Below are 13,267 nucleotides of genomic sequence, written 5' to 3' on the forward strand. Positions count from 1 at the left end.
AATTGCATTCTGTCATGTCCTAGTCAATATGAATCTCATGCGGCGTATGGGAAAGGTTTTCCACTCCGCTTTCCGTCACCAGTACGTCATCCTCCGTGCGGACGCCGCAGACTCCCGGGAAATAGAGGCCCGGCTCTATGGTAAATATCATATTCGGCCTCAATACCGTGTCCTTTCCAATCTGGACTCTCGGACATTCGTGGATCTGAAGGCCGATTCCATGCCCCAATCCGCGAAGCGCGTAATCGTCCAGCCCCTCTCTGATAAATACATCCCTGTGAGCCGCCTCCACCTCGCTGGAGTGCACACCCGGCCGAACCGCTTCCACGGCCCGTTTTCCGGATTCCAGGACCAGATTAAAAATCCTCCTGTTTTCCTGGGAAATATCTCCGAAAAGCAGCGTCCTCGTCATATCGGAGCAGTAACCGTCGTACATGACGCCGAAGTCAACCACCACCATATCACCGTTTTCGATGACCTTGTTCGTCGGAAATCCGTGAGCCATGGCTCCTCGCGCCCCCGAGGCGACAATGGTTCCAAAGCTCATGGCCTCGGCGCCCTCTCTATTTACCAGGTAATGAAGTTCGTCCGCTAAATCCTTTTCCGTCATACCGATTTTAAGTCTCGGAATCAGCCGGTCAAAGCCTGCCTCGGCGCGCCGGATGGCCTCCCTGGTGGCTTCTATTTCCCATTCGTCCTTCACCATGCGCAGCTCCAGGAAGTACTCATCCTCCAGTACGGTCCTGTGGTCTCCCAAGTGCTCCTTTAAGGAAAAATACTCTCCGGCGGTCATGCCGCTTTCCATGACGGAAGAAGTGATTCCAAGATGCTTCATGGTGTCCGCCACCAGTCCCAGCCGGTCCTGGCTGTGCTCCACGATCTCGCAGTCCACAGTCTGCTCCTTCGCCTGGGTCGTATACCGTTTGTCCGTTATGAGAACGGTGTGGTCACGCGTGACGAGAAGGTAACCGCTGCTCCCTGTAAATCCGCAGAAATATCTGCGATTTTCATACGAAGTGATCAGAGCTCCCGTAAGGCCGTGATCCTCGATGTAAGCTCTGAGGCCCGACAGCCTCTTTTCATATTGTATCTTCTTCATCTAAACTCCTGTCCCGCGGTTACTTCTTCTGTCTTGCGTCAAACGCGTCTCTTAAGCCGTCACCGATAAAGTTGATGCTCAGCACTGCCAGGAAAATGCAGACTCCCGGCGGCACCCACTGCCACGGGCGCAGCGTCAGCGTGGATAAGTTGTTGGCGCTCATCAGCATGTTCCCCCAGCTGGCCGTCGGCATCTGAACACCGACACCCAGATAGCTTAAGGAAGCTTCTGTCAGGATCGCCCTCGCCATCTGAAGGGTGGCTTCCACGATAATCGGGGCCATGATATTCGGAATAATATGATGGAAAATAGTGCGTCCATCCGTCGCCCCCAGCGAGATGGAGGCCTGCACATACTCCAGCTCCCGGACCCTTAAAATCTCGCCTCTGACGAACCTCGCCGTTCCGGTCCAGTTACAGAGGCCGATGATAATCATAATATTATAGATGCTGGGCTTTAAGATGGTTGCGATAATAATGACCAGGAAAAGCACCGGAAAGCAGTAGACCACATCGACCACACGCATGATAAAGGTATCCACCCACCCGCCGAAATAACCGGCCAGCGCGCCTAATAAAATACCGATACCGGTGGAAATGCCGACTGCCACCACGCCAACGCTCATGGACACTCTGGCCGCGTAGATCACCCGGCTGAATGTATCGCGTCCCAGGCTGTCCGTCCCCAGAAACGTGCCGCTCTTCGCAGGAGAGCTGTTCTTTAAAATGAGGCCGTTTGCATCGGTTAAAGACACATACGGATCATTCTGTACGATGAGGGGCGCCAGTATGGCCGCGGCAATCATCAGAAGAATGATGACGCTTCCGATCAGAGCCAGTTTATTTTTGCTGAACCGCTTCCACGCATCCGTCTTGAAGAGATTAGTCCGTTTTTTATATGTAATTTTTTTCTCCATGGAAGCCTCCTTAGTATCGTATTCTCGGGTCTACGAAGGAATAGAGAATATCCGCAACGAGATTGCCCACGAGAACCAGAATCGCCGTAAACAGAGTCAGACCCATAAGCACTGCGTAGTCTCTGTTTGCGATGGCGTCAACGCCCAGAAGCCCCATACCCGGCCAGCTGAACACTTTTTCCGTGATATAGGCGCCGCCGAATAAATTCGGGATGGATAAACCGAAGATGGTGATAACGGGAATCAGGGAATTCTTCAGCGCGTGGCGGTAGATGACCACCTTCTCCGAGAGCCCTTTGGCCCTGGCCGTACGGATATAATCCTGGTTCAGCGTTTCCACCATGCTCGACCGGGTAAAGCGCATGACCGTGGCCAGATTGGCCAGGGACATCACAAGGGCAGGCATGACAAGGTACTTCATCTTATTCAGGAACAGAGCCATCCCGGTCCCCTTAAAGGTGGTATCGCCAAAGCCCGACGTCGGAAACCATTTCAGCTTTATGGCGAAGATGTAGATCAGGCCCATGCCGAAGAAGAAGCTGGGAATCGAAATACCGATAAAGGAGAAGATGGTAAGGCCGTAATCTCCTGCCGAGTATTTGTGGGTCGCAGAGTATACGCCCAGCGGAATTCCCACCACAAAGCTGATGACAAACGCCGTTACCGTAAGTAGCAGCGTCGCGGGAAGGCGCTCTAAAATCATGGCCAGAACCTGCTGTCCCGAATTGGTGCTGTAGCCGAAATTGCCCTGCAGCAACTCCCTCAGCCAGTTGACGTACTGAATGATAATCGGCTTATTTAAGCCCATCGCTTCCTTGGCCCTTAAGATAGACTCCGCAGAAGTACGCGGATTGATCATATTGGCCAGGGGGCCGCCCGGCGCCAGTTTCATGATGAAATAGGTCAGTATCGTAATGCCGAACACCACGGGAATTGACTGTATTAACCGTTTTCTTATGTATTTTCCCATCGATAACCTCCTGATCTTATTGGTGATTTACAGCCTTCACCTGTGGAATAAACAAATCAGAGCTGACCTCCAAAAACTCCAGCTGTCCCTTGATATGAGCCTTATAATACTCATACCGCCCCAGTGTCAGCCCGTCGCATTCCGCATCCGTCTCGGAAAAATCAAGGGCTACCCGCTTCGGATTCAGCTTTTTCAGCAGCCCGGCAACCGTGCTGTCGTAGTCCTGATAGCGGATCACCTCGTCGAACAGGCCGGATTCCTCTACATCCTGAGCGTCTATGGCAGACGCCACTCCGTAGCGTTTTCCTTCCTTTGTAAAGAAGAACGCTCCGGAACCCACGGTATCGACTCCGGGGATGAACCGGGTCATCTTATCGCTTCCCTCGCTGGTAATGATTAAAAATAAGTCTATGTCCAGTTCTTTCAGTTTCTCAGTCACGTCGTGGATCACACGATTATGAAATTCAAAGTTCTTCATATTTTCCTCCATATTATGTAATAGCAGGCCGCTCTTTTGCGGCTCACAAACAGTTTTTCTCAATTAAGCGGTCCAACACCCTGCATCCGAAGAGATAGGATTCCGTGGATATGCTCTCGTCATTTCCGTGAACCTTCGGAAGCACTGCGTCGAAGGAATCGTCCATTAACAGGGGGGAGCATCCGTAAACCATGCTGCCTTCCGAACCGAAGAAGCGGCCATCCGTGCGTCCCAGCGCAAGCATGGGAAGTACCTCGCAGGAGAAGCCCTCCTCCCTGCTGATCGTCCTCAAATCCCCGATCAGGCTTTTTAAGGCGGAATTGTCGAAATTGCTCTCAAATCCCCTCTCAAAGCTCAGGATCTCATACTGCACACCGGCCTTCACATGGCGTTTTACAAACGCCTCGATCTCCTCTTCCCTCGTGCCCGGAAGCACTTTAAATTCCAGAACCACTTCCGCCGCGGCCGGAATCACATTGCTCCGGTCTCCGATCTGGTAATCCCGGAGACCGATGGTATTCTGTCCCGCGTATCCGAAGATATCGGCCGCCACCGGATTGTCACAGGTGCGGCCGCCCAGAATCCGGGCCATGGTTTCCTGTGTCGCGTGGCTTCCGAAACACAGCTCATCCTCCGCTCCAAAGATCTCTTCCAGCACGGCTGCCAGCTTTAAGATGGCCTGATCGTCACCGGGCGCACTGGCATGGCCGCCGCGGCCCGAGGCCGTAAGCTTTACCCGGCACACAGCCTTTTCTCCCACAGTCAGCATCAGGTAGTCATTTCCGTTAATCCGGAGGGGAAATCCGCCGCCTTCATTGATTACCATGGCATTCTGAAACAGCTCCGGCCTGGCCTCTTTCACGTACTCCATACCGAATTTACTTCCCGCTTCCTCATCGATGGTAGCCAGGAACCAGACGTCGCGTCTCAGCTTCCTTCCCGACCGCTTCAGGTTCAGAAATGCATTCAGCTCCATGACGGTTAAATGCTTCGTATCCAGAGTTCCCCTCCCGTAGATTCTGCCCCCCTCTTCCACTCCGCCGAAGACCGGCCAGTTCCATTTGTCAGAATCGCCGTCCACCACATCCACATGGGAAATCAGCACGAGGGGCCCTTCCTCCGGCTGTTCGGCCGGTAAATGGGCGAGGAGGTTTAACCGTTCCGGATCTTTAAAGATCCGCTCAGTCTCGATCCCCTCCTCCTTCAAAATCCGTTCGAGGAAGATGACGGCCTCCTTCTCGGAGGGAGATGCGGTTACCGAGGGAATTGAAATGAGATGCATCAGTGTCTCTTTCACATTTTCCATGAATTAAGCCTCTCTGTATGGGATCTCGATCAACGCTGTCTGGCGTTTGCTGATCAGTCTGCATCCATCATCGGTCAGGATTACGTCGTCCTCGATGATCGCACAGGGAAGTCCATCCGGCTGAAGTACGGTCGGTTCCAACGCGTAGATCTCATTCTTTCTCAAGACGCCCTGGCAGCTTAGCCTGGCTTTATTTGGCCCGAGGGTCGTTCCGCCGTCGTGCACTTCCAGGCCTACCTGATGGCCTACGGAGTGAGGGATATTGGGATAACCGCTGTCCAGAATGGACTGTCTTCCGACCGCGTCCACCTCGTAGCCCTTCATGCCCGGTTTGATCACCTTCATGACCTCACCGACGGCACGGATTGCCCCGTTTGCGCAGTCAGTAACCTCTTTCGGCGCATGCTCCTCGCCTGGCTTTAAGAAATACATGGTACGCGCGATGTCGGAGGTATAGCCGTTAAAGCGGATGCTGAAATCGATGACCAGCATATCACCCGGAAGGCAGATATTCTTCGCGTTCGGCTTCCTGTGGGACATGCCTCCCTTGACGAGAAGAACCAGCGGATATTCCGGCGGATTTCCAAAGGCGGTGATAACGTTACGCTTCGCACACTCTTCCATCATAATATCTCCCACATCGATTTCACTGAGTCCAACATGGAGGCGCGCAAAAAGTGCGTCGTAAATATCGGTCGTTAAGCGGCTGCACTCTTCCATGATGGCAATCTCGCTGGGGGTCTTTACCGCACGGAGCTCTTCCAGCATCCGGTAGCTTCCGGTCTTTAACGCTTTCATGCGTTCCTCACCCAGAGCCCCGCATACTTTTTTATAGAGTCCCAGTCCAAGGCCGTCGCAGCGGGAATCCTCGGTGGAATCGTTGACCGCGATCCGATTGGGCTTCTTTTCGTCACACACTGCTGCAAATTCCTTCATTACCGTATCCGGTGTCACGGTCCTCACACTGGTAAAGATCCCGGCCGCTTCATATACCGCCGCGTCGGACGCTTCCGCAAACGCCATCTTATCCCCTTCTGCCGTCAGCACGAACAGGACCTCGTTCTTCGTATCGGTATTGAACATCAGTTCCAGTGACGGATCCTGATTCAGTCTGGAATAAAACATCCACATATCGATCTGATTTTCTTTTAACATCTGGACTGCGCGGTCCATCTTTTCAACCGCTACATTTTTTCTGTCTACCATAATGTTCCCCTTCTTTCTTTTCGATTTCATTTTCATTGGTGAATCCGGCCGCAGACCGCCCTGCAGACCGCATTTTCAAGTACCCGGCATCCGAACAGCACCGATTCCCGGTGAATCTTTTCATCGACGCCGTGAACCATGGAAACGGCCTGATCAAAGGTCATGTCCCAGGAAAGGACCGGACTGTAGCCGTATACCTTCGCCTTCATGGGAACCAGAAAACGTCCGTCGCTGGATCCCATGGAAATGAACGGAAGCACTTCCGCCCGTTTCCCGTCTTCTCCCAGCTCTATCCTTGTCGCTTCCTCCAGGCATCCGATCAGTCCGCCCTCCGGCTGACTCTCATAGCCCTCGCTGAAGGATAGAATCCGGCATTCGGCATCCCATTTTTCCGCCAGGCGGTCCGTAATTTCTTTCAGATATGCGGTTCCGTAACCAGGCAGAAGGCGCACGTCGCAGATCACCTTTACCTGATTGACGCTTTTTCCCTGAATCATGGTCACGGTCATGGTATTCCGGTTCATGGCCGTCAGAATATTGTTCATGACCGGGGACAGCGCCTCTCTGAAATGATCACTCGCGCGCTCTGCGCCCGAGTCACCGTGGCAATTGCCGTCCGCACATTCGGAAAGCCGTTTTTCGAAGCGCGCTACCGTAGGCAGCTTCCTCTGCTCCAGCTCCAGGGCCCCGATATCGGCCACCAGCTTCATGGCTCTTACCATCCCGTCTCCGCTTCCGAAGAATGGGCCTTTGGCATTTCTGGCCTCCACGGTAAATTCCACGGTGCCGCATCCCTTCTGGCCCGACTCACATAAGTAAAAAGCCGTGTCTCCCACCAGGATCGGGAAGCCTCCGCCTTCACTGATTACCTCACTGTTTTCGAAGAGTTCCTTTCCCGTGATGGTACGGCCGCCTGCGGAGACTGTTTCCTCGAGAAATGCGGATAGTCCGAGTGCGCTGCCGCTCTCCTCGTCACAGGTCACAAGAAGAAAGACATCCCGTTTCCTTTGCTCTCCATTTTCCGCCAGCGCCAGAAGGGCAGCCAGTTCCATGACTGTCAGCTGCTTCGTGTCCACGGTGCCGCGCCCATAGATGAAGCCGTCCTCCTCCACCGCAGCAAAGGGAGGATGCTTCCACTGGGATTCCTTTGCCAGGACCACGTCAATATGGCTCAGGAGAATCAGCGGCCGTTCAGCCGCCGCGCAGTCTGCCCCACCTTCATCAGACACATCTTTGTCAGCCGGAAGGCAGGCCAGGAGATTGCCCCTGCCGGGAGCGCTCTCGTAAATCGTCGAATCGATCCCTTCCTGTTCAAGAATCTTTTGAATATAATCAAGCGCCCTTTTTTCATTTCCCGGTGGATTGGTGGTATCAATCCTGACCAGGTCCTTTAAAACTTCTGTATAATCGTATTTCATTTGGGTCTCCATTGGTGAAATGGCCCAAAACAATATGCTTTGGGCCATTTACCTCATTCATTTATTCTCGCGAAGGCAACGAGCCAGGTGGGCATGCTGGCATGTCCATTTGACGACTGCCCGCGGGGGCAAACACCCCGCAGCTTGCGGCGGGGTGTTTGATTTACTGAGCAATGTTCCATTTTTCAATCTGGAATGTAATTCCGCGGAAGTCTGCTGCGAAGTTCTGTACCTTCTCGCTGACTCCTGCAAGGCTCTTTTTACCGTATAACGGAATCCACGGAACATCTTCGGAGATCAGCTTGCCGATCTCATGGTAGCAGGCCGCTCTCTCCTCCGGTTTTGTGGAGTAGAGCTGCTTCTCAAATAATTCATCCACCTTGGAGTTGCTGTATGTAACGAAATTCCAGGTACCCGGTGCATCTGCTGTGGTTAAGTACATTCTGTACTCGTCCGGATCGGCCTCCATGCCGAAGCCTAAGGTGTAGCAGGCGAAATCGTCCGCCGTTACACGGCGTGGGCTGCCGTTGTCATCGGATGGGAACAGCTTCGTGTAAGCCAGTGTGGAGAAATCCTGCTCGATGATCTCCATCTCCACGCCGATCTCCTTCCACTGCTGCTGGATCAGCTGAGCTACGGAATTGCCGTCTGTGCTTGTTACGAGGTCATAGGTAAGATGAAGCGTCTTGCCGTTCTTCTCGTAGAATCCGGTCGATGCATTCATAGTATATCCAGCCTCTTCCAGAAGAGATTTCGACTTCGCCGGATCGTACGGATACTTCGTTACATCGTCGCTGTAGGTCCAGTGGTTGCTCGGGAAAATGCTGTCCTGCACGTAACCGGTCTCTCCATAAATCGTCGCTACGATCTTATCTTTGTCAATCCCGTAAGCCAGTGCCTGGCGTACCTTTAAATCACTTAAGTCTTCATTTAACTGGTTTAAGCCGATATAGTATACGCTTAACATATCGTACGCTTCCACTCTGACGCCGCCCATGGCCTCAACAGTCTCAATCTCGGAAGCGCTTAAGCCATACAGAACGTCCAGCTCGCCATTGATTAAGGAAGCGGTCAGTGTTGTCTCGTCGCCGAACTTCACATAGACGCGGTCAATGCTTGGCTTTGTGCCGAAGTAATCTTCGTTCTTCTCCAGTTCGATGTACTGGCCCGACTTCCACTCAACGAATTTGTACTTGCCGGTTCCGATGGGATGACGGTTAAAATCGTCGGTATCCCATGTGCCTGGATCCACATTCTCCAGAATGTGCTTCGGAAGAATACAGGTATACATGTTGCCGATAAACGCGGCATTCGCCTCTTCCAGTTCCACAACAACCGTCTTGTCATCCGGTGTGGTAATGCCGGATACGCTGTCTGCGCTGCCTTCCTGGTACGCTTTGGCTCCGACGATGGAGACGATACGGCTGTCCGCGCCGCCCTTGTAGGTCGGTGCCGCCAGAGAGGTTAATGTAAATGCGACGTCGGCGGAGGTAAACGGTTCTCCGTCATGCCACTTTACGCCGTCTCTTAAATGGAAGGTATACGTCCTGCCGTCGTCCGATACATCCCATCCTTCTGCCAAATCCCCCACGTAGTTCAGTTCTTCGTCCGGAATAACCAGATAGTTAAAGATCATACACTGCACGTTGCTGTCTGGTGTTCTCGGCTGAATCGTCGGGTTTAAATTGGCTACCTCAGAGGTCTGGCCAATCTGTACTACGGTTTCCTCCCCCGTATTTCCCGCTTCCGATCCTGCTTCAGCCTGAACGTTCCCGCCGCCGCTCGTTTCTGTCGTGCCGCCGCTCCCACCACATGCGGTTGTAAGAGCCATCGCGGACAGTAATATTGCTGCAAGTACACTTCTACGTTTTCTCATAACGAGTCCTCCTATGCTTTTCGCTTTAGTTCGCTAAAGCAAATATTTACAAAAAATGCAGAAAATGAACTCCATTTTCTGCCTCTTTGCATTTGTTGGGATTAGTATAACAATAATGTCGTTTCTTGCCAATCCATTAATTTTAAGTATTCAAATTTTTTAGTAAATAAACTTTTTTAGTAAATTATCTGGAATTTTTTTAGCCTCTCTCTTTCAAAATTTAAGGGAGCATCACCTTTTACCGGCCAGATACTCTTCCAGGTACTTCACGATTTCCCCGGCAGACTCCTCATAATTCATGAGATAATGGCCGTCCAGCTTCATGGAAATATGTCTCATATTTTCTCTGTTTCCGCTTCTCTTAACCAGCTGCTCACTCATCGCCCGGCTCGGCCAGTACCTGTCGTTTTCCTCAGAAATCAGAAGTATTTTCCCGGTGTATCCGTCAACGCGGATGAGTGCGTCTTCATTCCCGTTTTTCTCTATCGACGCTTCATAACACGTACAGTAATTTCCAGCCATAATCTCCTTTACAATCTCCTGGTCAAAATAGAATTTGATATAGGGCAGTTCTTTTCCCTGAAAGGACCAGGAGGACTTCCTGTTTGTAAAGCTCTCCAGGGTGAATTCCGCGGGCAGTCCCTGGAACGCATAGCAGGAAGGAACCAGCGCGATTGTCACAGCCGATCTCATATAGTTTGTCAGCAGCAGCGCTGCTTCCCCTCCCTTCGACTGGCCGATTACGATCACCTCCCTGTCGCCGATGCCGTACTCCTGTTTTACGGCGGATACCGTATTTACAAAGTATTCCATCGGCAGGCACTCAAGACTCTCCGGAAGATCACCGGCGCCGAAGTACGCCAGCAGCAGAACCTGAAAATCTTTCTTTAATCGTTCTAAAAAATCTTTGTTCAAAGGCGCCGGAAGTCCCGGCCTGCTGCCGCCTATGATTACCACCAGCGGTTTTCCTTCATTCTCATAAAAATCTGCGTAAAGTTCCTTTGTGCGATATTCCTGCATCATGATTTCCTCCTTGTGCTTTCCTCTCAGTGTGGTGCTCGTTAATGTGCCTCCCATGTTAATGTGCTTCCCCTGTTAGTGTGGCGTGCTGTCAATGTAACGCTATGTTAATATGGTTTACTGTAAATATACTTAACATAGTAAAAAAAAGAAATGCTGTCAGTGACAGCCTATTCTTCTTTTAATCTCTTATCCATAATTTCTTCAAACGCGGTCAGAAACTGAATCATCTCTCCGCAGAACGGCTCCGGCATCTCCTGAATCAGCCGGAGAGATTCTTCATCCGAGCGGGTGTGGATCTCCCTGTGGGCGATATAATTCTTCTGGCCTTCCTCCGTCAGGTTTAAGACCACCTCCGTGTCCGAATAGGGGGATACCGCCTTCTCCACGACGCCTTTATCCACCAGTTTATAGATCATCTGCGAGGCGGCTGCTTTCGTAACTCCCAGCGCAGAGGCCAGAGCCGTGATATTGATTCCCGGATTGTCTCCTACGGCCGCGATCGTGTGAATCTCTGATCGGGTCAGCAGCATCTTTGTGCCATACGTGCGTTTTCTGTTCTCCCACTGATTGTATTTATGAATGATCCGTTCCATAAGTACCGTCATCTGCGAATAATCGTTCATGTAGCTGCCTCCGATCTTGTTAAGTAGCTTTACAGTATAGTAACTATATTCCTTTTTTCCGCTTCTGTCAAGCCCGTTTTTTACAATGCTCTTTTTTATCTCTGCCTTTAAAATACTTCTTTCACGTGTTCCACCAGCTCTGCCTCCGTATTCGACTCCACAAAATGCAGAATCTCCTCCTCCATGCTGTCGGCCTGAGCGTGGTTTGCAGCAATCGAGGCCACTCCGATGACGATAATCTGGTGAATATCCTGTTCATCGGTCTCTGCTGCGGATACGTTATATTTATTGCGAAGCTTTGCAGTCAGACTCTTCACCACCATCCGCTTCTCCTTTAAAGAATGGACCCACGGGGCGTGAAGTCTGATTGTCAACGATAAAATTCTCATTTCTCTGTCACTCCTCTTTTGATGATGCCAGACTGACGGCATACTTGATAAGCTGTTCCATGCTGTATCGTTTCTCGCGGGGAACATCCTGAAAATTGATCGGAAGTACCGGAATTGTCTCCCCGGTTATCAGATAGTTTAAGTCAATGTCCATGGTTTCATTCAACAGGGCCAGTTTTTCCAGGGCAATACTGCTCTCTCCCCTCTCGATTTTTCCATAAAATGCTTTCGTAATACCGAGACATTCCGCCATCTTATCCTGAGTCCAGTTCTTTTCCAGCCTGATCTGCCTCAGGCGGTTCCCCATTTCACGCAGCAGTTCCTCTTTGTTTCGTCCGCCCTTTGATGCACGTCCCGGGCCCTTCTCCCCGGTCGGCTCTGATGGAAATTTCCGTACTCGCGGCTGATTTTTACTTCTGTTATCATTCATGTAAAATAAATCCTTCCTGATGTAAAATACTTCTTTTATTATTTTACATGAAATAATCAGTATTTGGAACGCACGCTGAGTAGTCCTTAAACTCCATATATGGTATTTTTTTCCATTTCCCGCCGTGTTCACAGACGACGAACCGCCTCAGCGCCCGGTCTGCACTGCCGGTTCCTTCTCTGTAAATCATTCCTGTACTAAGAGTCCTTTTTTTATGATACAAAAAGCAGGAAAGATAACGCGGATTCCGTTATCCTTCCTGCTCTGCTGTTATTCCCGCAAGCCGGAAATATTTTTCCCGGACTAATCACTGAACCTTCCGGAAGATTTCCATGCTTCGCTCCAGAATCCCCTTCATCTGCGCAATGACCATACCGTAATTCGTAAAGGGAACGCCCGCGTCCCCCGCGCACTGCATGCGGTATCTGACTTCCCTCTCATTGAGCATGCAGCCGCCGCAGTGGATCACCAGGCGGTAACCGGATAAGTCTTCCGGAAAGCTTCGCCCCGAGGACGTTTCGATGATGACATTCTTCCCCGTGTATTTCTTAATCCAGGCCGGAATCTTCACCGTGCCGATATCATTGCACTGCCGGTGGTGGGTACATCCCTCAGATATGAGAATCCGGTCCCCGTCCTGCAGCTGGTTCACGGCCTTCACTCCACTTGCCGCCGCATCCAGGAATCCTTTATATCTTGCCATCAGAACGGAAAAGGAGGTGAGCAGTACATGGTCCGGTACCACCTCGGCCACCTCGGAAAATGCCTGGCTGTCCGTGATCACCAGATCCGGATCGCGGCCCAGCTTCTTAAGCGCTGCTAAAAGCTCCGTGTCGCGCACCACCACGGACATGGCCCCTGCCTCCAGAATATCCCGGATGGCCTGCTGCTGCGGCAGGATCAGCCGTCCCTTCGGCGCGGCCTTATCAATGGGGACCACAAGGACCACAAGATCGAGAGGTTTTAAGAAATCTCCCACCAGACGGCAGCCATTTTCCTTCTCTTTTACGAGGCCGGCGATCCTCTCCTTTAGCTCCTGGATATGGTAATTCGTCTCGGCACTGACAAAAACAGATTTTTCGTCCGCTGTCTGCTCTTTTGCTTTATGCTCTTTTTCGTCCAGCAGCTCCCATTTATTATAAGCGATCAGATATGGAAGCTGTTTCTCTTTAAATAGTGAAAGCATTTCCTCATCGGCCTTCGTCTTTCCCAAAACCGAATCGACCACCAGCACGGCACAGTCCGCCCTGTTTAAAATCTCCCGGGTCTTTTTCACGCGCAGCTCTCCGAGAGCGCCTTCATCGTCAAAGCCCGGGGTATCGATGATCACCACAGGGCCCATGGGAAGCAGCTCCATGGATTTATAGACCGGGTCCGTCGTCGTTCCCTTGATATCAGATACCACGGACAGTTCCTGGCCCGTGACCGCGTTTACTATGCTGGATTTTCCCGCATTGCGGCGGCCGAAGAAGCCGATGTGTATGCGCTCGCCGCCCGGCGTATCACTTAGTCCCATATTTCTTCACCCCACAG

The 13,267-nt window shown here is 51.6% G+C and carries 13 protein-coding genes; all 13 read right to left on the reverse strand.

From position 1 onward, the window contains the following. Positions 1 to 19: 19 nt before the first annotated feature. The gene (locus H8S80_RS19925; RefSeq protein WP_029466487.1) at positions 20 to 1,099 is read right to left on the reverse strand and encodes a M24 family metallopeptidase; all 1,080 of its coding nucleotides are present in this window, start codon (positions 1,097 to 1,099) and stop codon (positions 20 to 22) included. Between the two features lie 19 nt (positions 1,100 to 1,118). Continuing rightward, positions 1,119 to 2,015 (reverse strand): oligopeptide ABC transporter permease, encoded by an 897-nt coding sequence (gene opp4C, locus H8S80_RS19930; protein ID WP_117630861.1) that lies wholly within the window; start codon positions 2,013 to 2,015, stop codon positions 1,119 to 1,121. A gap of 10 nt (positions 2,016 to 2,025) precedes the next feature. Continuing rightward, positions 2,026 to 2,985: an ABC transporter permease gene (locus H8S80_RS19935; protein ID WP_025530738.1), complete on the reverse strand. Its 960-nt coding sequence runs from the start codon at positions 2,983 to 2,985 to the stop codon at positions 2,026 to 2,028. Positions 2,986 to 3,001: 16 nt separating this feature from the next. Further along, positions 3,002 to 3,463 carry an aminopeptidase P family N-terminal domain-containing protein gene (locus H8S80_RS19940; protein ID WP_002603510.1) on the reverse strand — a complete coding sequence of 154 codons (462 nt, stop codon included), beginning with the start codon at positions 3,461 to 3,463 and terminating at the stop codon, positions 3,002 to 3,004. A 43-nt stretch (positions 3,464 to 3,506) separates the two neighbouring features. Beyond that, positions 3,507 to 4,769, reverse strand: coding sequence for a M20/M25/M40 family metallo-hydrolase (locus H8S80_RS19945; protein WP_025530737.1), 1,263 nt, complete (start codon positions 4,767 to 4,769; stop codon positions 3,507 to 3,509). A gap of 3 nt (positions 4,770 to 4,772) precedes the next feature. Next, entirely contained in the window at positions 4,773 to 5,975 is a 1,203-nt protein-coding gene (locus H8S80_RS19950; protein WP_025530736.1) for a M24 family metallopeptidase, read from the reverse strand. A 32-nt stretch (positions 5,976 to 6,007) separates the two neighbouring features. After that, positions 6,008 to 7,393 (reverse strand): M20/M25/M40 family metallo-hydrolase, encoded by a 1,386-nt coding sequence (locus tag H8S80_RS19955; protein ID WP_117630862.1) that lies wholly within the window; start codon positions 7,391 to 7,393, stop codon positions 6,008 to 6,010. A 163-nt stretch (positions 7,394 to 7,556) separates the two neighbouring features. Further along, positions 7,557 to 9,269, reverse strand: a complete 1,713-nt coding sequence (locus H8S80_RS19960) for an ABC transporter substrate-binding protein (RefSeq protein ID WP_002603506.1) — start codon at positions 9,267 to 9,269, stop codon at positions 7,557 to 7,559. A gap of 231 nt (positions 9,270 to 9,500) precedes the next feature. Continuing rightward, positions 9,501 to 10,292, reverse strand: coding sequence for an acyl-CoA thioester hydrolase/BAAT C-terminal domain-containing protein (locus H8S80_RS19965; protein WP_181987883.1), 792 nt, complete (start codon positions 10,290 to 10,292; stop codon positions 9,501 to 9,503). Between the two features lie 167 nt (positions 10,293 to 10,459). After that, positions 10,460 to 10,915 (reverse strand): MarR family winged helix-turn-helix transcriptional regulator, encoded by a 456-nt coding sequence (locus tag H8S80_RS19970; protein WP_002603504.1) that lies wholly within the window; start codon positions 10,913 to 10,915, stop codon positions 10,460 to 10,462. Between the two features lie 107 nt (positions 10,916 to 11,022). Beyond that, positions 11,023 to 11,304 (reverse strand): DUF503 domain-containing protein, encoded by a 282-nt coding sequence (locus tag H8S80_RS19975; protein WP_025530730.1) that lies wholly within the window; start codon positions 11,302 to 11,304, stop codon positions 11,023 to 11,025. A gap of 7 nt (positions 11,305 to 11,311) precedes the next feature. Continuing rightward, positions 11,312 to 11,734 carry a helix-turn-helix domain-containing protein gene (locus tag H8S80_RS19980; RefSeq protein WP_002603502.1) on the reverse strand — a complete coding sequence of 141 codons (423 nt, stop codon included), beginning with the start codon at positions 11,732 to 11,734 and terminating at the stop codon, positions 11,312 to 11,314. 307 nt (positions 11,735 to 12,041) lie between these two features. Beyond that, positions 12,042 to 13,250, reverse strand: coding sequence for a [FeFe] hydrogenase H-cluster maturation GTPase HydF (gene hydF / locus H8S80_RS19985; protein ID WP_002603501.1), 1,209 nt, complete (start codon positions 13,248 to 13,250; stop codon positions 12,042 to 12,044). Positions 13,251 to 13,267 lie beyond the last annotated feature (17 nt).

The organism is Hungatella sp. L36 (assembly GCF_014288035.1).

Excerpts from the sequence above, each read along its gene's own strand:
- opp4C (WP_117630861.1), bottom strand. The coding sequence starts at position 2,015 with ATGGAGAAAAAAATTACATATAAAAAACGGACTAATCTCTTCAAGACG.
- H8S80_RS19945 (WP_025530737.1), bottom strand. The coding sequence starts at position 4,769 with ATGGAAAATGTGAAAGAGACACTGATGCATCTCATTTCAATTCCCTCG.
- H8S80_RS19955 (WP_117630862.1), bottom strand. The coding sequence starts at position 7,393 with ATGAAATACGATTATACAGAAGTTTTAAAGGACCTGGTCAGGATTGAT.
- H8S80_RS19970 (WP_002603504.1), bottom strand. The coding sequence starts at position 10,915 with ATGAACGATTATTCGCAGATGACGGTACTTATGGAACGGATCATTCAT.
- H8S80_RS19935 (WP_025530738.1), bottom strand. The coding sequence starts at position 2,985 with ATGGGAAAATACATAAGAAAACGGTTAATACAGTCAATTCCCGTGGTG.
- H8S80_RS19925 (WP_029466487.1), bottom strand. The coding sequence starts at position 1,099 with ATGAAGAAGATACAATATGAAAAGAGGCTGTCGGGCCTCAGAGCTTAC.
- H8S80_RS19950 (WP_025530736.1), bottom strand. The coding sequence starts at position 5,975 with ATGGTAGACAGAAAAAATGTAGCGGTTGAAAAGATGGACCGCGCAGTC.
- H8S80_RS19960 (WP_002603506.1), bottom strand. The coding sequence starts at position 9,269 with ATGAGAAAACGTAGAAGTGTACTTGCAGCAATATTACTGTCCGCGATG.
- H8S80_RS19980 (WP_002603502.1), bottom strand. The coding sequence starts at position 11,734 with ATGAATGATAACAGAAGTAAAAATCAGCCGCGAGTACGGAAATTTCCA.
- H8S80_RS19975 (WP_025530730.1), bottom strand. The coding sequence starts at position 11,304 with ATGAGAATTTTATCGTTGACAATCAGACTTCACGCCCCGTGGGTCCAT.
- H8S80_RS19965 (WP_181987883.1), bottom strand. The coding sequence starts at position 10,292 with ATGATGCAGGAATATCGCACAAAGGAACTTTACGCAGATTTTTATGAG.
- hydF (WP_002603501.1), bottom strand. The coding sequence starts at position 13,250 with ATGGGACTAAGTGATACGCCGGGCGGCGAGCGCATACACATCGGCTTC.
- H8S80_RS19940 (WP_002603510.1), bottom strand. The coding sequence starts at position 3,463 with ATGAAGAACTTTGAATTTCATAATCGTGTGATCCACGACGTGACTGAG.